General features: G+C 38.3%; 16 protein-coding genes. 8 read left to right on the plus strand and 8 right to left on the minus strand.

Going from position 1 to position 19,188, the window contains the following annotated elements; all coding sequences use genetic code 11:
• Positions 1-86: 86 nt before the first annotated feature.
• From ACYVFA_RS00155 to ACYVFA_RS00165, 3 genes are all read right to left on the minus strand, one after another.
• The gene (locus tag ACYVFA_RS00155; RefSeq protein ID WP_460469752.1) at positions 87-905 is read right to left on the minus strand and encodes a VanW family protein; all 819 of its coding nucleotides are present in this window, start codon (positions 903-905) and stop codon (positions 87-89) included.
• A gap of 21 nt (positions 906-926) precedes the next feature.
• Positions 927-2,870: a WG repeat-containing protein gene (locus ACYVFA_RS00160; RefSeq protein WP_460469753.1), complete on the minus strand. Its 1,944-nt coding sequence runs from the start codon at positions 2,868-2,870 to the stop codon at positions 927-929.
• A gap of 146 nt (positions 2,871-3,016) precedes the next feature.
• A complete protein-coding gene (locus ACYVFA_RS00165; protein WP_460469754.1) occupies positions 3,017-5,098 on the minus strand; it encodes a helix-hairpin-helix domain-containing protein in 2,082 nt (693 codons plus the stop codon).
• 184 nt (positions 5,099-5,282) lie between these two features.
• On the opposite strand from ACYVFA_RS00165, the gene ACYVFA_RS00170 reads away from it, so the two are divergent.
• The 4 genes from ACYVFA_RS00170 to ACYVFA_RS00185 all read left to right on the plus strand — a co-directional run bounded on the left by ACYVFA_RS00170 (position 5,283) and on the right by ACYVFA_RS00185 (position 10,112).
• Positions 5,283-7,085 (plus strand): alpha-amylase family glycosyl hydrolase, encoded by a 1,803-nt coding sequence (locus ACYVFA_RS00170; protein WP_460469755.1) that lies wholly within the window; start codon positions 5,283-5,285, stop codon positions 7,083-7,085.
• A gap of 62 nt (positions 7,086-7,147) precedes the next feature.
• Complete coding sequence (locus tag ACYVFA_RS00175) at positions 7,148-8,863, plus strand: hypothetical protein (RefSeq protein ID WP_460469756.1); 1,716 nt, start codon at positions 7,148-7,150, stop codon at positions 8,861-8,863.
• Between the two features lie 87 nt (positions 8,864-8,950).
• Positions 8,951-9,535, plus strand: a complete 585-nt coding sequence (locus tag ACYVFA_RS00180; RefSeq protein WP_460469757.1) for a Crp/Fnr family transcriptional regulator — start codon at positions 8,951-8,953, stop codon at positions 9,533-9,535.
• Between the two features lie 61 nt (positions 9,536-9,596).
• The gene (locus ACYVFA_RS00185; RefSeq protein WP_460469758.1) at positions 9,597-10,112 is read left to right on the plus strand and encodes a DinB family protein; all 516 of its coding nucleotides are present in this window, start codon (positions 9,597-9,599) and stop codon (positions 10,110-10,112) included.
• Between the two features lie 23 nt (positions 10,113-10,135).
• On the opposite strand, the gene ACYVFA_RS00190 is transcribed toward ACYVFA_RS00185, so the two are convergent.
• Positions 10,136-11,365: a hypothetical protein gene (locus ACYVFA_RS00190; protein WP_460469759.1), complete on the minus strand. Its 1,230-nt coding sequence runs from the start codon at positions 11,363-11,365 to the stop codon at positions 10,136-10,138.
• A 141-nt stretch (positions 11,366-11,506) separates the two neighbouring features.
• Here ACYVFA_RS00190 and ACYVFA_RS00195 point away from each other — a divergent pair, with 141 nt between their 5' ends.
• A complete protein-coding gene (locus ACYVFA_RS00195) occupies positions 11,507-12,025 on the plus strand; it encodes a DUF4385 domain-containing protein (RefSeq protein ID WP_460469760.1) in 519 nt (172 codons plus the stop codon).
• A 63-nt stretch (positions 12,026-12,088) separates the two neighbouring features.
• Here the strand turns inward: ACYVFA_RS00195 and ACYVFA_RS00200 are convergent, their stop codons facing one another.
• The 3 genes from ACYVFA_RS00200 to ACYVFA_RS00210 all read right to left on the minus strand — a co-directional run bounded on the left by ACYVFA_RS00200 (position 12,089) and on the right by ACYVFA_RS00210 (position 16,483).
• Positions 12,089-14,560 (minus strand): ribonucleoside-diphosphate reductase large subunit, encoded by a 2,472-nt coding sequence (locus tag ACYVFA_RS00200; RefSeq protein WP_460469761.1) that lies wholly within the window; start codon positions 14,558-14,560, stop codon positions 12,089-12,091.
• A 518-nt stretch (positions 14,561-15,078) separates the two neighbouring features.
• On the minus strand, positions 15,079-15,750 hold the full coding sequence (locus ACYVFA_RS00205; protein WP_460469762.1) for a thiamine pyrophosphokinase: 672 nt from the start codon (positions 15,748-15,750) through the stop codon (positions 15,079-15,081).
• Positions 15,751-15,883: 133 nt separating this feature from the next.
• Positions 15,884-16,483, minus strand: a complete 600-nt coding sequence (locus ACYVFA_RS00210; RefSeq protein WP_460469763.1) for a transposase — start codon at positions 16,481-16,483, stop codon at positions 15,884-15,886.
• A gap of 119 nt (positions 16,484-16,602) precedes the next feature.
• Here ACYVFA_RS00210 and ispE point away from each other — a divergent pair, with 119 nt between their 5' ends.
• The 3 genes from ispE to recO are packed head-to-tail and all read left to right on the plus strand — an operon-like array spanning position 16,603 to position 18,708.
• The gene (gene ispE / locus ACYVFA_RS00215; RefSeq protein ID WP_460469764.1) at positions 16,603-17,421 is read left to right on the plus strand and encodes a 4-(cytidine 5'-diphospho)-2-C-methyl-D-erythritol kinase; all 819 of its coding nucleotides are present in this window, start codon (positions 16,603-16,605) and stop codon (positions 17,419-17,421) included.
• Positions 17,422-17,441: 20 nt separating this feature from the next.
• Positions 17,442-18,050, plus strand: a complete 609-nt coding sequence (locus tag ACYVFA_RS00220; protein WP_460469765.1) for a cytochrome c oxidase subunit 3 — start codon at positions 17,442-17,444, stop codon at positions 18,048-18,050.
• Positions 18,019-18,708, plus strand: coding sequence for a DNA repair protein RecO (gene recO, locus ACYVFA_RS00225; protein ID WP_460469766.1), 690 nt, complete (start codon positions 18,019-18,021; stop codon positions 18,706-18,708). The genes ACYVFA_RS00220 and recO overlap by 32 nt, the downstream gene beginning before the upstream one ends.
• 4 nt (positions 18,709-18,712) lie before the next feature.
• Here recO and ACYVFA_RS00230 read toward each other — a convergent pair whose 3' ends face one another.
• Positions 18,713-19,009 carry a hypothetical protein gene (locus ACYVFA_RS00230; protein WP_460469767.1) on the minus strand — a complete coding sequence of 99 codons (297 nt, stop codon included), beginning with the start codon at positions 19,007-19,009 and terminating at the stop codon, positions 18,713-18,715.
• Positions 19,010-19,188: the final 179 nt, after the last annotated feature.

Consider the following 19,188-nt stretch of genomic DNA (forward strand, 5'->3'; position numbering starts at 1 on the left):
TATACGATTTTGCCTGGAATAGGCCCATTATCAGGTCTTATAATGACAGCAATCAACTATACCTTGTGGTTTATCTAACCAAATAATTATTGCTCAATATAATTTTCAGGAGTATAAGTAACTCTTGCGAAATTCTTTGTAAGCAGCTCTGTCTCAACCACTTTGCCACCCTGATATTTCAGGATTTTTTCGCGCCATATCTCATTTTTTCTATAAAACTTATCTTCTATTTTAAGAAACTGATGGTCTTTCTCTAATACATGATAGGCATAGTCCAGGTCTTTGTTTATCCGAAGTTCTCCTTCCAGACATTTGTCAGAAAACCAGAGGTTAATCTGGAAGGTATATTCAGTATTATTGGTAAACTGATAATCAAGATAATTATAAAAAACGGTTGCCCCGCTACCAAAAGGCAGCACTCGTCCATCATCAGGAAAGGGGTCAAAAGAATGATGATATCGCTCGCTTACTGTCAGCGGGCTGTGCATCACCAGCCAATGAATCAGGTTTGAAATCTGACAGATACCCCCACCGATACCTGCCCGTGCTTCTCCGAACGAAAGTTCCATTCCATGCAGATAGCCTTTTCTCTTTGTAGGTAAACCAACTAACTTGCAAAAGGAGAAGGTCTCATTGGGTTTGATGATAATTCCATCCAGATTTTTTACTGCAATCTGCAAGTTCGTTACTTTATTTACCTGCAAGTACATATTATTCTCGCCCAGTTTTTTCAGCAAAACAGACTGATGCTTCTTGATTCTATAAGGCAGGTTCTCTTGCGAACGGGTATGGGCATAGGTTCTTCCATCAAAATACCAATCAAAATAGCGCCTGAATCGCCTTGCCCAAACAGCCAGAAAATATAAAGCAGGATGTATTTGACTTAAGAGTTTTCTTTGTTTCATCGAACGAATATAGCGCTATTATTATTCAAGATACGGATCCATAATCCCTCCTGGAGTGTAGTCCAGTTTTCTCCAGAACTGTCCGGGATTTACACCGCCAATATATTCATTGCTATAAATAATCTTCTCTTTTCTGTTTCTGCCTTTTTCAGATTTGTCGTCAGGGTCAAAGTATTTCAATTCTACACGAAGTTTTGTCTGAAAATCACCTTTATATGCCGGTGATTTAAATTCCCAGTATTCATCAGGTTTGAGACTCAGGGTATGATAACTGTTTCCGCACCAACTATTAGGTAAATATTCAATATCTCGCCATACGCCTTTTTTATCCAGCGCCTGTACCTTCATATATAAGCGGCTATCCTGTGCATAAAAGTCTATTTTCCCATTCGTAGTATTACTTACTACAACACTTATTCCTTTATTATCCGGACTAGGCTTAGCCACTATGTTTAATTGATTAACTGGAAAATTATGCGATTTTCCAAGAACCTTTACATTATTAGAAGAACCACCAAAACCTCCTAAATCATGTCCATTACGTTCGGAAGTGGCATAAAAATAGCCTCTGTTCATACAGTCCAGATTTGTGTTTTCCAGTGGTTTATCTTTTCCAGCTTGCCAGATGATTTTACCCTTTTTGTTTAGATAAGTAAGCCTCTCATTAATATAACATTGCAATAGGTCGTTATGAAAACCAGTTAAATCTACCTGTTGCATAGCAGGCATTATCAACACTTTTCCGTCTGTTTTGGCAACCCCAATAAGATTATGATAGTTACCTTTTTTATCTGGCTCTTCTGACTCGAAAAAAAAGTAATCATCAACAATTTCTCCAGTAGTGATGTCTTCAAATATGGGTTTCAGTATAAAATTTCCGGTTGTATCAATCAATCCCCATCCATCTTCTGTTTCTACAAAAGCTTTCCCATTTCTAAATTTACCCTTTATATTCACATAAGCTGTATCTGCTAATATCTTCCCTTTTGTATCAATCAATGAATACTTATCATTACTTTTCACAAAAGCCCTGTTTTCTGAAAAGTCTTCTACATCATAAAAAGTAGTGTCGTTGATAACTATCTCTCCTTTTAAATTCATAAACCCGTCATAGCTTTTATCGTCAGAATAGGTAAATCTTTTGTCTTCAGACAACCAAGGCTTATTAATATTTATGGCAACAAGCCCGGAATTTACATCTCCATCTATCTGTGAACTATTACGATAATCTCTTGCTATAATTAATTTTCCTTTCTTATCAACAAAACCTGTTTGTAATGTAAACCCTTCAAGTGTGTCCCAGGGTTCTTCGGGAATGTCTATCTTAAAATACCCATTTACTAAATCTTTTATATCTTTATATTTTCCATAAGGAATAATAAACCTTCCTAATGTATCAATCACCCCTACTTCAAAGTTTTTTTTAAGGCCTTTTTCTTCATCTTCATATTCTTGATGATTAAGTCCTCGTACTACAGCTAAACCTTCTATAAAGGAGTTGATTCTCTTAAAAACAGTATCTATTACCAACTTCCCTTCCTGATTTATGAATCCGGTTTTACCCGCATAGGTACCAACCTGTGCTCTTCCGTATTTAAAAGGTCGTATTCTTGGGTAATGAACATCAAACGGTTTCTTTCCTTCCTTATCTATATAAAAAGGCTGACCATCAAGATAAACAATAGCTAGTCCTTCCTGAAATGGGGTAGCATAATCATATTTGGCTTCAATAGCGAATGCACCCGTCTCATCAATATATCCATAAGTGCCATTGATACGAGCTGCTGCAAGCCCCTCCGAAAAATTATCGGCATTTAGGAATTGTGGTTTGATAATTACTTTTCCGGTCGAGTCAATAAAACCAACTTTATTATTTTCAATAATTCTGAAGAGTGCGACATCTATTACCCGAGGGCGTGTGCAACAGCAAACACCTACAATTAATAATAGGATTAGATTTTTCATACGGAATGGTTTTTATATTAGTCACTTTAAGAATACTTTAGGTCAGTCAGTTATCTTCAAAACGTATAAGCATCTATCAATATTTATTTTATTGAGTAAGATTTTTATACTTTATTCTACCCTTATACGTTTTGCTCTTTCATTACTCAAAACCTATACCTCACCTGCAAACTCATATCTGATTTATGATTGCCTTCAATCAAATCATTTCCGCTTCCCATAGTATCTTTATTTTTCAGTTGGGTGCGGGCATAGCGTAGCCATAAATCCAGATGTTGGTTAAGTACGTATCTGCCAATCAGGTATATTCTTGTTCCTTTGCCATAATACGCAGGGAAAGAAACGGCATATAGTACTGTATTTTCAAAAGCATAAACCCGTGAGTCGTAGTCATCGGTAGAAAAATAGGCTACTCTGCCTTTCAGATATAATCTTTTGATAGAGCCCTCTACATCCTGCATAAGCGCATAGCCTGTCGATTTGGCTCTTCCTTCATACTGAAAAGTATTGACCTGTACCCTACTTTGCCATTTAAAATTGCGGCTGATTGTATAATCAAAATTAGCCAGCATATTCTCCCGAATGGTACTCACCACCACATCAGCCGGAGTAGTATTGTATGGTAGATTTTTACCTTTATGTTCGGCATGGTATTGGGCATATAAGAGTGCTTTCTTATTGATTTGATACGACGCTCTTAATAAATAATCGTATCCGCGAGAAGGAGCATCAACCAGATACTTCAACCAGGGGAAACTGAATCTATCATAAAATCCACTGAAATTAAGATTCTTCTTTGGTGAATATTTTAAACCCCAGTAAATCCCCTGCTCATTGATATTCCGGCTTCCTTCTGCCAGCGCATTGCCATAAAAACTATGGAAATTTTTATCATAATGCCTCAAATGCATCGCCCATTCTATTTGTTTGTTCAGGGCAGCAACCCAACCACCGGTGAGCCCAAGCCCACCACTACCACTTCGGGCAGCTTCGCCAAAAAAATTAAAGTTCTGCCAGGTATAACTAAAATTGGCACCTGCTAGTGTATTCTCTTTTCCTGTAAATTCAAACTTATTATATAATCTGGGTCTGCGCATCAGAATAGCATCGAATTGGGTATGTAGCAAAGTAGCTCCTATGTATCCATTTGAAAATCTAAAAGTCGCATTCGCGCCTATATTCTGCTCTGTCAGTTGATTCTTTCGGGCTAATTCTGTTTCAGTCCGGTGGTAACCAGAAGTCAGAATAGAACTGAAATACTCTTCTCTTTCGCCATCTGTTTCATCAATACTGGCGTCTCTTTTGGTATAAGAGTAGAAGGCAGTCAGGTCAATTTTCTTCAATTGATACGTAGCGGCAGCACCTCTGAAATTCCCCCCTTCTAATAAAGAGCCATAAGGTCGGATGCCCATATTGCTCCGCCGGATGGTCGTAACAGCTTCGCTACCTTTTCCTAAAAAGAAGCCTGCCCCTAAAATTAGTCCTTGTCCGAATTGCACCTGATAATCTCCCAAAACCAGGTTTTTCAAGTTGCCTTTGTTCTTTAATTGCAGGTGAAAACTATAGAAATCGAGGTAATTTTTCTCACCTGCATCTTTTTCAGCTACTAAGCCTATCTGAAAATCGCGCGGGCTGCTCAGCCGGTAACGGGCATATAATTGCTGCGGTGAGCCGAGATATTTGTTCTCTATATAGCCTTTGCTTTTTTCTAAAGTCTGACTACTTCTCAGAACCAGGTAATGGTCGCTTGCATTAGTTATACTATTAGATAAAGCTTTGGCGCTGAACTTCTGCCTGACTTCGACAAAAGGTAATAATTGCTGAATGGTAGCCAAATCAAAGCCCGATACGGCTTGAAGCTCATAAATACTCAGCAAATCTCCGTATTGCTGCCGATGTGCCAGCAGGTTTTTTATTTGTGAAACTGACAAAACGTATAAAGAAGAAAGTTCTTCGTAAGTAGCTGAATTTAAGTCGATTGGATTCTGATACAATTGATAGAGGTTTTCGTATAGGTCTTCATAATTGATATTCTCTTGCTGCAACGGGAAAATCCTTTGTATCAACTCATCCAGATTGATTTCGGGCCTTGGCCGGGTTTGGGCAAGCGATTGATACGTTAGAAAAAAAAGCCCGCTCAATAAGAAAATCTGCCCCTTTCTGAATGTTTGAAAAGAGGAGATGAATTGAAAAAAATCAACAGAAAAGCAGGCGTCTTTTTTAATCACGTTTAGTTAGTAGTTATTTATACCTCACCGCAAAAGTGGGGAATATTTCTGCATTCAAAATTAAAGAATTCTTAAAGATAAGCAACTATCTGACGGATTGATGTAGACTTTTTTTCCCAAGAACAGATAATCTGTGATGGCATAGATTTTTAATAAATAGATACACACAAACATCTGCTAGAATATGCGAAATGTAGAAAATCAAACTGAAATTTACATCAATTGTATGGGAGCCACTCCCCACCAACACGGCGTTTTTTTTAGAGTATGGGCACCACACGCAGACTATGTATCAGTAGTGGGTGACTTTAATGACTGGAACGAGGGTGCAAATCCATTGATTGCCAGCGAGGGTGGTTGTTGGGGTGTAAATATTGAGAATGCGAAAGAAGGCGACCAATATAAGTTTTTTATTAAAAATGGTGAATTGAATCTTTATAAAAATGACCCATATGCCCGACAAGTAACCAATTCTGTCGGCAATTCAATTGTATATAATCCTAAAGCCTATGACTGGGAAAATATTACTTTTCAGATGCCTTCGTGGAACGAACTGGTGATATATGAATTGCATATAGGTACTTTTAATCGTTCTAAACCAGATAAGGTAGGTACATTTCATGATGCCATGAAAAAATTACCTTATCTCAAAAGCCTTGGTATTAACGCCGTTGAAATCATGCCTCCTTTCGAGTTTGCCGGAGCGCTTTCATGGGGTTATAATCCTGCGCACCCGTATGCAATTGAGACCGAATACGGTGGGCCAAGAGCGTTTAAGGATTTCATCAAAGAGGCTCATAAATTAGGCATAGCTGTTATACTAGATGTTGTTTATAACCATTTCGGGCCTTCAGATCTTGATTTGTGGCAATTTGACGGCTGGAGCGAAAACGGCAAAGGCGGTATCTATTTCTATAACGACTGGCGCTCAACAACTCCCTGGGGAGATACCCGTCCGGATTATGGACGCCCGGAAGTAGGCCGATACATTAAAGATAATGCCATGATGTGGCTGGAAGATTATAAGGTTGATGGTTTGCGTATGGACATGGTACCGTATATCAGAAACGTACATGCCGATGATAGCCCAGCCAATGATTTACAGGAAGGGCTAAATATGATTCGCTGGATTAATAGTGAAATCAAAGAGCGATTCCCGAATGCTTTAGTAGTGGCAGAAGATATGCACGGGCATAATTTTATTACTGACCCCGTGCAAATAGGTGGTTTAGGTTATGGCTCACAATGGGATGCCGACTTTGTTCATCCGCTTCGTAATGTATTGACACAGGCTTCTGATGAATATGTAGATATGAATCTGGTTTGTACAGCTTTATTTAAACGATATAGTGATGATGCTATGCGTCGTGTGGTTTTCACCGAATCGCATGATGAAGTAGCGAATGGCAAGGCAAGAGTAGCTGAGGAAATAGAGCCAGGAAATGCCACAGGTTGGTATGCCCGCAAAAAAGCTACGCTAGGGGCTATTATGGCGCTAACTTCACCTGGAATCCCGATGATTTTCCAGGGGCAGACCATTCAGGAAGATAGTTGGTTTCAGGATACCGACCCTTTAGACTGGGGACGTTTGAAAACCCTGTCGGGTATCTCTAATATGTACAAAGACATGATTCACCTCAGAAGAAATCTGAGAGGTGTTTCGGCTGGATTGATGGGGCAACATACAGAATTGCTGGCTTTAGACCACGATAAAAAACTGATCGCTTTCCAAAGATGGCATGAAGGTGGTAGCCGCGATACGACTGTTGTAATCATAAATTTCTCGCATGAGACTATTCTCAATTACCCTATCAGATTTCCGTCTGAGGGTAAATGGCTGGTGCGTTTTAATGGAGATTCTAAATCATATGAATCAGATTTTACGCATACCGAATGTATGGAAGTTGATTCAACAACAGATAATGAAACTATGACGGGCGAAATATCTATAGGCCCCTATAGTGCTTTGGTACTTTCACAAGACTAGGAAACCGATGAGCCAGACAGAGCATTCTTTCTGGCTCATTTCTATAAAATTTCACAACCACTATGAAAATCAGACATCGATGGCAGAAAATTACAATTGGAATCGTAAGTAGCATTTTAATCTTGTTGATTATTCTGACCATCGTTGGTTTCTTCTTTCTAAAACCCATTGTAACCAGCCGTATCGAAAAAGGTGTGCTTAAAGCCACCAATCGCCTATATCATATTTCTTTTTCAGATATTACCTATAATCCTACTTTAGGCAATATCGTTATTTCTGATGTAGATTTCGTGGCTGATACGCTCATCTATCAGCGTCTCCATGCTATCCAGAAAGCTCCTGATGATTTACTAAAAATTCATGTTCCAACGGTAAAATTTACTGGAGTATATCCTTTATCCGTCATTTTTACCAAGATTCTGGATATGGGGACAGTCGACATCTATAAGCCTACCATTACAGTCTTCCATAAAAGTCAGCCTTATAATAAGGCAGTAGATTCGGTTGAAAGAAAAACTCCTTATCAGCTTATTTCAAAATTTGTCAAATCATTGGCAATTGACAGAGTTTTACTAAACGATGTCGATTTTACCTATGAAAATCAGGAGTTTAAAACCCCCAAGAAAAATGTCATCAAGAATATATCTGTCGAAATCACCAATATATTACTTGATTCTCTCTCTGATAAATCGAAACAGAAAATCTATTATGCCGACGATTACACATTCATGATTAAAGATATTACTCTGCCCGATAAGAGTCAGCTGAATGATAATCTTTTCCGGAATGTGGTTTTTTCTCTAAGAAACCGACAACTAAAGGTAGATGAATACCATCTGAAACCGAGAGCCGATAATATGACTTTTGGCAAGATATCGGGTGGCCGTGACCGGACGGAGGTATTATTTCAGAATATTATCATCAAAGATATTAAGCCTGAAATGCTTTTCCCCGACAATAAGTTGTATGCACCTAATATGCGTATCAATGGAGGGTATGTAAGAGTATTTAATGATAAGCGATACCCAAGAAAAAAACGTAATAAAGTTGGCGAGTACCCTCATCAGATGTTGAAAAAACTTGATATAAAACTCAATATTGATACTGTTCAGATAAGCAATGTAAAAGTCACTTATTCTGAATTTGACCCGGAAGCTAAGCTAACAGGTTATATTAGTTTTGACCGGATAAACGGTAAAATACTTAATGCTACGAATGATAGTCTGCCCCTACTGAAAAATCCGATTTGTACGGCTCACTTTCATACCTATTTTATGAATAAGGGTAGTCTGGATGTGCATTTTGCTTTTAATACGCCTTCGCCCAAAGGGGATTTTACTGTTGAAGGTCAATTAGGTTATTTTGAAGGTACTTCAATCAATAAGATTACGATTGCACTGGCCAAGGTAAGTATCCAATCGCTTCAGGTGAATAAATATGTTTTTAAGCTAAAGGGGGATGATTATCGGGTAACAGGCACGGGTACATTCTATTATGAGAACCTGAAAGCGACTCTTCTGAAAGTACAAAACAATGAATTAGAAGAGAAAAAAGGAGAACCCAGAAAACGATTATTCGGCATATTCAAACGGAAAGCGCTCCCTACTTTTATCGTCAATAATCTGATATTGAAAGATTCCAACCCACGCAAGAACGGGAAACTTGTAACGGGGAATATCAATCTTGAGCGTGAACCCACCAAATCATTCTGGGGCACTATCTGGGGTGGATTGGGGCAGGCGCTTTTTCAATGCGCTACTGGTACTGTTAAAGATTAAAAAGTTTACTCTGCGGCTATAATCATATATCATATTTTTGCATATTCTGGATAGATTTTCTAGGTTTGATTTATATAAATCCTTTTTGTGGAAAAAATCAAGCAAGAACTCCAATCATTATTTGAAATAAGCGAAACAGAAGCTGGTATTTTTCTAGCTGAGTTCAGGAGAGGAGAACTGAAGAAAAATGAAGTCTTTATTGCTGAGGGAGAGGTTTGCCATGTGGTAGGTTTGATAGAAAAAGGCTTGATGCTCTGTGTTTATAATAAAGATGGCGAAGAGATAATTGATGAATTTGGCTTCGAAAACGGCTTTATTACGAATTACTATAGTTTCCTTACCCAATTGCCTTCTCAGAAAGAAATCCGGGCATTAGAGCCTTCTGTTGTTCATGTCATTACTCGACAAAGCTTAGAGAAATTAGGTAATCAATACCCATTTATTGAGAAAATGAGCCGGATGATGAATGAGAAATTATTCCTGCGGGCACATGACCGAATCCAGTCTTTATTGCTTGAATCGGCGCAGGAACGGTACGAAAAAATGATTGTACAAAGGCCAGATCTTGCGCAACGAATTCCTCAATATATGCTGGCTTCGTATCTGCATGTAAAACCTGAGACCATTAGCCGAATCAGAAAGAAAATCAGCAATACTGCTTTATTGACCTAGGTCAACGAATATGCTGAAATGATTTGATAGGTTTGCAGAAGAAACCATAAACCTACTACCAATGAATCAGATTGAATTATTGACCAGACAAACCGAAAGTGCCTATGCGTGGGCTGATAAGCTTATTGAGACTATTCCGGATGAACAATGGGATACTATTCCGGAAGTGATTGAATCAAGCATAACATGGCAAGTGGGGCATCTGGTTATCAGTTATTATTACCATACAATTATGGTTACGGTCGGGCATCAGGTGGATATATTGCAACAGATACCTATCAAAGAGTATTCTCAGTTATTTCATAATACCGCTTCGCACCTGTCTGTGGGCAAAACGAAACCGGAAGATTTGAAAAAGCACTTGAAACTGATGGCGCAGAAATCAATCAGTATCATACAATCTTTAAACCCCATCAACCTCGAACAACCTTTAGTACCAACCCCTATGCCTCACCCCATTGCTAAAACTAAATTTGAAGCCATAGACTGGAATATCAAGCACACGATGTGGCATTGCGGGCAATTAGGTATGCTAAAACGAATTGTGCACGAGCGCTATGATTTTGGGTTGAGGTAAATAAACTATCTCTATTTTGTCTTTCAGACAGTATTAAAAAGCAAATAGGTCAGACTGAACTGGAAATTAATTCTCTGATATCTTATAACATCTACTACCTCTGCTACATTTTTATACAGAACGGATGTATCTTCAATATTCGCTTTAGGTTTCACTTTAATACGCACAGAGAAAAGCAGATTATTCCATCTAATACCTCCTTCAGTCATTACATATAAATTCAACCGGTCGCCTGTAAAGATTTCTTTATCAGGATAAGAAATTAAATGCTTAACAATAAGACCAGCTCCTACAAAGGGTTTGATTGCTTTTTGATTAACAAATTGGCGTCTATAAAGTGGGACAAAATTCAGATAATTAATACTCTTTGAAAAGTTAGTTGCCTTATCCCTCACATTTTCTTTATTGAAGAAAACCTCAAATCCAAGAATATTCCGATTCAGATTTCTTTTGGGCGAAAAAGATGCACTTATACCAAACAGCATATTAGGTACAATTGTCTTTGTTTCAAAATAACTATAATCAAAATAATCTTTATGCGAGAAAAAATTTCTATCTGTGCCAGCCCCTGCCAACACACCCAACGTAAAAACACTTTTATCTTCCCTTTTCTTCACATAACAGGTATAAGTACAGCCGATACACTCGCTAAATTCAATAAATTTATCAGTTAATGGCAGAATCTCATACGTCAGATTATTGGTAGATATTTTTTTACCACATAGATTAAAGAGCATCTCTAACTGCTTCTGATATAATTTATTATTAAACTCAAATAATTTATCTCCTCGTTGCTGCAAAAACTTATGGTTGGTTAGTTCAATTATCTTTTGACCATCTTTATAAAAGAAATGCTCTTTATCTGTAGCATCTTTTAGATAAAGCAGGCTATAGTCTGCTTTCAACAAGACCAAAAACGCCTGTAAAGTATCTTTAGCAATTATCTGATTGCGGTCTTTTATTAATTTGTTTGTTTCAAAAGGGGTAATATCTAAATCTGTTTTCCCAATTAAATAACTTTCTTTATCTGTTACTCCAAACGAACTTAATTTATTAATGCTATAAGATTGCTCACGATTATTAAAATCCATAAAATTTATACTGGTTGGGTTGACAGTCCAATCCTGGTCGTCAATCAAACCCTTGAGTGTATCTGTTTGATTTTTTAAGATGATATAGCCCTTGACATAGTTTTTTTGTGAGAATGCAGAGAAAGCAATACAAGCAAGAAGGAATACTTTCAGGAATTTCATCGGGCGTGTTCAGCGGTTTAAAACTGTCAGTCAACAGCAGTGGTTAATATATACGTAATGGGCTCCAATTTAATAAAAAACATCCATAAGCAAATGCAGGTTATACAATAATAGTACAGAATTATTAGAAAGTAATTACCTATGAATAAATTCAACTACAACTTAGATTTTAAAAAGACTGATTTCAGGAAAAACCCTGAGTTGTATCGTATTGGTGTGGGAGAACAAGGTGTCTTGTTGGTAGAACCCTATAAATCAGAAATACTTCCCTTATGGCGGTTTAAAACAGTGGAAGTGGCCAAAGAATCAAGCAAAGCCATTTATGAATTGTTTGAAAAATATCTGAAAGCAAAAGATTTTGTAGGGGCAGATATGGCTCGTAAATATCTGCAAATGGGTTTTACTCGTGCCCGCCGCTATGCTAACCATGCCAGCGGTCAAAAATATGCACAAGATAAGCCAAGAGAAGAAGCAGTTGAATATCCGTATTCGAGTGGGAGTCAATTTAAAGAAAATGAGATTTTGCCACAAGAAGCTGATGCTTTGACCAATGAAAAGGCCCAGGCGGCGCAGGTATTTAAAGAACTTTGGTTTAAGGCTAAAGATCATGCGGAGTATAAGGCTTTGAAGGAGGGGTTTCGAGAGAGGTATTATAAATAGCAAAAACCACCCTTTTGGGGTGGTTTTTTCGGTAAGATTAAGAAAGAAAGAAAGTCGGAATCCCTATGAGCCACACATCTCGCAACCCTCAGGGTCGTCGAGTGAGCATTGCATAGCGGCGTATTGATACTCGTCATCACTATTAAAAGTTGCTGCGGCTGTTGCTTTAGCCGTTTGTTCTTCGGCATATTTAGCATAATCCAATGGTTTTTCCTCTACGGTTGTAACGGCTGGGACTACCTCTGCAATCGCTTGTCTGTCTACCGTGAATTTCACAGCATCAGTAGCGGCTTTTGTGCGTAGATAATACATACCGGTTTTCAAACCTGCTTTCCATGCGTAGAAGTGCATAGAAGTAAGTTTACCGAAATTAGCGTTTTCCATGAAGATATTCAGAGACTGACTTTGGCAGATGTAAGCGCCACGGTCAGCAGCCATATCAATAATAGTTTTTTGCTTGATTTCCCAGGCAGTTTTGTAAATGTCTTTCAAATTCTGCGGGATTTCAACGATAGCCTGTACCGAGCCATTGGCAGCAATCAACTTGTTTTTCATGGTATCGTTCCAGAGACCAATTTTTACCAAGTCTTTCAACAAATGTTTGTTTACTACTACAAACTCACCCGATAAAACCCGACGGGTATAGATGTTTGAAGTATATGGTTCGAAACATTCGTTGTTGCCTAATATCTGGCTGGTTGATGCGGTTGGCATCGGGGCCACTAAAAGCGAGTTACGCACACCATTCTGCTTCACTTTCTCACGAAGTTCTTCCCAGTTCCAACGACCTGAATCAGGTGAAACACCCCACATGTCGAACTGGAAGATACCCTGCGAAATTGGAGAACCCTCCCATGTAGCATAAGGTCCCTCTTTCACTGCCATTTCCATCGATGCTTCCATGGCTGCGTAGTAGATAGTCTCAAAAATCTCTTTGTTTAATCGACGGGCTTCGTCAGATTCAAAAGGCATTCTTAAAACAATCAACGCGTCGGCTAATCCTTGTACACCTAAACCGATTGGACGGTGACGAAGATTGCTTTTTTCTGCTTCCGGAACAGGATAGTAATTGACATCAATTACTTTATTTAAGTTACGGGTGATAACCTTCGTAACTTCATACAATTTCTGGTGATCAAATTTCAAAAAGCCCGATTTTGCATCTTTTACAATATATTTTGGTAATGCAATTGATGCCAGGTTACAAACAGCTACTTCATCTGGTGCTGTGTACTCAATAATCTCAGTACACAAGTTTGAAGATTTGATTGTACCTAAGTTCTTTTGATTTGACTTCTGGTTAGCCGCGTCTTTGTAGAGCATGTAAGGTGTACCTGTTTCTACCTGCGACTCCATGATGGCAAACCAAAGATCCTGAGCTTTAATGGTTTTACGGGCTTTACCTTCAAGCTCGTATTTTTGATATAATCTTTCAAATTCTTCTCCGTAACATTCTGACAGACCCGGAGCTTCGCTAGGGCAGAACAACGACCAGGTGTCGTTGGCTTCCACACGCTTCATGAATAAGTCAGAAATCCAGAGAGCATAGAACAAATCGCGAGCACGTAGTTCTTCCTTTCCGTGATTTTTCTTTAATTCTAAAAAGTCAAAAATGTCGGCATGCCATGGTTCAATGTAGATAGCAAATGAGCCTTTGCGTTTTCCACCGCCTTGGTCAACATAACGGGCAGTATCATTGAAAACACGAAGCATCGGCACGATACCATTAGAAGTACCATTAGTACCTTTAATATAAGAACCTGTTGCACGGATATTATGTATTGCCAGACCTATACCACCAGCAGATTGTGAAATCTGGGCAGTTTGGCGTAGGGTATCATAAATACCTGTAATGCTATCTTCTTTCATCGTCAATAAGAAGCACGACGAAAGTTGTGGTTTAGGAGTACCTGCATTAAATAATGTAGGCGTAGCATGTGTAAACCAGCGTTCTGATAGTAATTCGTAAGTTTCTAGTACACGGTCAATATCATCGCCATGAATACCTACTGATACACGCATAAGCATGTGTTGCGGGCGTTCAACAATTTTGCCGTTTAGTTTCAATAAATACGATTTTTCAAGGGTTTTGTACCCAAAATAATCGTAGCCAAAGTCTCTGTCATAAATAATGGCAGAATCAAGCGTTGCTGCGTGTTTCTGAATTACCTTCCAGGTTTCTTTAGCGATTAATGAGGCATTTTGATTAGTCTTTGGGTCAACATACTGATACAGCATTTTCATTGTCCCTGAAAAAGACTTCAAAGTGTTTTTGTGAAGGTTTGAAATCGCAATCCGAGCAGCTAAAATAGCATAGTCGGGGTGCTTTGTCGTCATCGAAGCGGCGGTCTCCGCAGCAAGATTATCTAATTCCGAAGTACTCACTCCATCATAAATTCCTGCTACAACTTTCATGGCTACTTCAACGGGTTGGACAAATGCCGGCTCAAGGCCATAGCATAAACGCTCGATACGAGCAGTAATTTTGTCGAACTTCACCGACTCGCGGCGTCCGTCTCGTTTAATTACATACATAAGGCAGTCAGTAAGGGGTTTGGATTCGAAAAAATATTTTTATGACCACGCACGTATGGTCGGGACAAATGTTCAAAATACAGCAACATAATCATTTATAGGTATGGTGACCGCCAGTCACTTTTTGGGTTTAAATTTTTTGGGTTATGAGCAGTCATAGCTATTAACTTTTTATCTTTTACACAAGTCTGAAATACACTCATATTCAGAACAAGTATGTAAAATTAACAAATTCTAAAGGCTTGAAAAAACCGCACTTCTATACCATTTTAGCAACAGTAAAAAAGTCTAATATTAAGAAAATGTTAAGACCTAATAATCAGCCAGTTAGTATATGCGAAGGTAGAAAAAATCAAACTAAAAAGTTATCCACAAAAGTTATGCACACTTTCTATTTGCTTTTCTAGTAAAAACTTACGTAGTGGTTAGGAAGGAAAATATATTAACAAATGTAAATATTTAATTTTCAGAAAAAAAAATTATTTCTGAAAAAGTTATCCACATTGAAAATTCCTCCTTTAATCATGACATTCCATCAACAAAAGGTCGCCGGTTTCATAAGAAATCCTGACAATTCCGTCGTCAGCGGCCTCATTGCTGTTTCCTGCCCGATAACCAAGTATAAGTGATTCATTATCAAGCCTATACAGTAAGTTTTCGGTTCGTATACCTGTAACAGTTCCTATTGGTATTAATGAGATGGGTGAACCTTTGGTAAACCACTTCTCAAAGATGTTCGGGGTAGGTAGTAAGGGGTAAATTATAGAGTAATCGTCTATTACGACGATCTGAAGTTTACTTTTGTAACGGACAATGTTAGTCATATTAGTGATAGAGTGGTCGGCTCTGCGACCTGTAGCCCAAACTACGTTGGCAGCAGGGAAACCCCTACTTATCAACATATCAAAGGCTTTTTCCAGGTCTGTTTTCTCCTGGTCAGGCGTATGAATAATCTCAATAGGATATTGACTTTTCTCGATTTCTGTTAAGTCAATGTTAACATCAAAGTCGCCTAAAAGTACATCAACCTTAATACCCAATTCGATTACCCGATGAATAGCCTGATCTAAGACTACGACGAAAGGACTCCACTCCAGCAACTGTCCCAATAACTCAAAACTACATGCCTCGCCATTGGCGATAATCAATGCAGGTTCTTGTTTTTCTCTTACGATATGATGAGACGACATTCAACAAAACTAAATTTCAAACTAAGGTAAATAGTAAACCTCAGAATTCTGTGAGAAGTTCTTAAGAATAAGGAATAATTTTTCAGTCAGCTATATTCCGATAGCTAACCTGCTAAGTATAAAGAGATAATAATTATTTCATATCAGCCAGTTTGCCTAAATCAATATCATCGAGCGTAGCTTTGATTTTATCCATAGCAACATCGTTGCCTTTTACACTTACCACAAAGCGGTTGGCCAGCAATACGGCTATCTCACCGTCTTTGCTTTCTTTATCATATTTTTCGAATGATTTATGACCTTTATAAGTAGTAGTTTTTTCGTAACCCGTATCAGTTTCTTTGTCTACATCAACCATTGCCCAGGCTGCCATACCCATAATGGCTCCTGTGCCTGCTACATCTACAATACTTACTTCGATAGAACTGTCACCCTCACGATATTGGGCAGTAGCAGTAGAAACCTGAAAACCCATCGCGCCAGTTTTCTCGCTTGAGGCTTCTTTTCGGGGCAATCCATCGGCATCGGCTGGTAATAATTCCTTAAGTAGTTTAGCATCTACTGCCTCTTTAGGGCCGTCTTTAGCCATTTTTTCGGCTTCATCTGTTACGTTTTGCAGAGCTTCGGCGGCGGTTTTAGGTTCTTCTTTTTCTTCTTCCTCTTTTTTACCTCCGCAGTTTGATAATAAAAAAGTAGTGGCCAGCAGAATGGCGAGTAGTCTGGTAGTTTTCATTTTATAGCTTTAGTTAAAGGGTAAATTTTTGAGAAATATATACACTTTTCTAAAAACAAAAAATAGCTTGCTGTAATTTTAATCTCGGTTGCTACCTTTGGTTTTTATTATGAGAACAGATGCTTAGTTTCCCAAACGCCAAAATAAATATCGGGCTGAATATCATAGAAAAACGCCCTGATGGATTCCACAACATTGAGTCAGTTTTTTATCCCGTCGACTGGCGTGATGCCTTAGAGATTGTCCCAGCTCAATCCTTTCAATTTCAGAGTTCCGGCTTGCCGATTCCGGGCGATGAAAGCAATAATTTATGTATCAAAGCTTATCATCTATTACGCAATAGTCGGCCTGAAATGGCAGATAAAGCCGCGCATTTTCATTTACATAAGGTCATTCCGATGGGTGCAGGCCTGGGTGGAGGTTCGGCCGATGGCGCATTTGCGTTGAAAATACTGAATGAGATTTTTGAGCTAGATTTAAGCATAGCCGAATTACAGCATTATGCGCGTCAATTAGGTTCAGACTGTGCTTTTTTTATTGAAAACCGTCCTGTATTTTGTTTTAATAAAGGAGACGAATTTGAAGAATTTTCGTTAAATTTAAAGGGTAAATTTATCGTACTGGTAAATCCTGCCATTCATATCTCAACGGCTGAGGCTTATGGCGGAGTAAAGCCTCAAAAAGCGAAAATTCCGCTCAAAGAAGCATTAAGTTTACCGTTAAATAAATGGAACGGGATTGTCAAAAACGATTTTGAAGAAAATTTGTTATCGAAATATCCGGTTATTGCAGCCACTAAAAAGGGGCTATATGATCACGGGGCTATGTATGCTTCTATGACAGGCTCAGGCTCAACGGTCTATGGTATTTTTGAGACAGCAAAAGACTTAAAAGCACAATTTCCGGACTTTGCCCTTTGGCAGGGTCATTTAAAATGATACAAGAATTACCAAAGAGAATGTTGAATCAATTAACAAAACGCCGTGAGCCTCTTTCGTTCATGCTCTATCTGGGTATTCTGGGGAGTAGTTTGCTGTTTTTTTTCATTGTTCTTGTATTTGTTACCAAAGAGTTCAATAACCAGCAGATCAGGTTGAAAATTCCCGGTGTTTTCTGGGCAAGTACTTTTGTGATTCTGACGAGTAGCTCAACCTTGCAATGGGCTAATAAGGCTTTCAAAGAAGAGCGATTCCGCAGTTATCGCCTCAATATCAGCCTGACACTCATTTTTGGCATTGCCTTTATGATTTTACAGGCCTGGGGCTGGCGCCAGATGATTCTAAGAGGCATTACGATGAGTAATAATACCGGAGGAATGTTTATTTATATCCTGTCGGGTCTGCACCTGGTTCATGCCTTAGGAGGTATTATTGCATTAGGCATAGCCAATAATGATGCTTTCAAGCGGATGGAATATGTAGAGTCTTATGTATACAGTGTTAATCCACCTAATCAGCTAAAATTGAGGCTGATTAGCATTTACTGGCATTTTATTGATGCCTTATGGCTGCTTTTATTTATTTTCCTGCTTTATCATGCTTCACAAAACCCGGGGAATAGTCATTAATTATATTCGTTACCGCGAAACGTCTATTATCGCCAAAATTTATACCGAAAAGTTTGGGATACAATCGTATATAGAAAATGGCGTAAGGAGCAGTAAGGGGAAAAACAGAATCGCACTTTTTCAGCCGTTTACGCTTTTAGATCTGGTTTTGTATCATGATGATAAAAAGGAGATTCATCGTATCTCTGAAATCAAATCGGCCTATCCGTTCAAGACTCTTCCTTATGATGTCTATAAGTCGAGCATTGCGATGTTCTTAGATGAAGTGCTGAACAAAACCCTGAAAGAAAGTAATGAAAACCCTGTTTTGTTTGAGTTTCTTTATCATTCTCTAATCTTTCTCGATGAAACCGAGCAACATTTTGAGAATTTCCATCTGATTTTTCTACTGAAATATAGTTTCTTTCTGGGCTTTTCGCCGAATGATGCCAACGAGATTCTTACTCAATTCAGGGAAGCCAATATTGTGATTCCGTTTGATTCAGATTATAAAACTTTAATGAATAATCTGATTGCGGCAGATTATCAGACACCTATACCTATGAGCAGAGGTGCCAGAAATCATTTATTAGAGTTTATTATTCTGTTTTACCAACTCCACGTAGAAGATTTTGGTGAGGTGAAATCCTTACAGGTGCTACGTGAGGTATTGAGCTGATATCCTATTTATTGCTCATAGAAACAAAACAGATAAATATAAAAACTACGTCAATCAACGGTATCAATCCTATTTTTAATGATAAAGGATAATTACCTGCAAAAAATTTGATCCAGGCGAATACCTGCGTAACCAGAATCAGAACTGGTAATAGGAAGGTTGCCCATAAAATTACCCAAAGCAAGGTATTTTTTTCTGAGCCAGGGGCATCAAACATCATCGGCGACATCATGGCCATCATCACTACCGGAATCAGGGCAAGCACCCATAAAACATTATTAATCAAAGCAATTGTTTTCATAGATAGGATATTTTTAAAAGTAACAGCGAATAAAATTCGCCGTCTAAAATAACAAAGTGGCCGCCGCGCGGGAAATTTCATCTTTCAAGTGCAGACTAAAGTCTGCACGTAACATAAAAATTATTCTGTTAGATAAATAAGGAACATGATAACTTATTAAACTAAAAAAAGTACAATTT

The sequence above is a fragment of the Emticicia fontis genome (genome assembly GCF_054779675.1).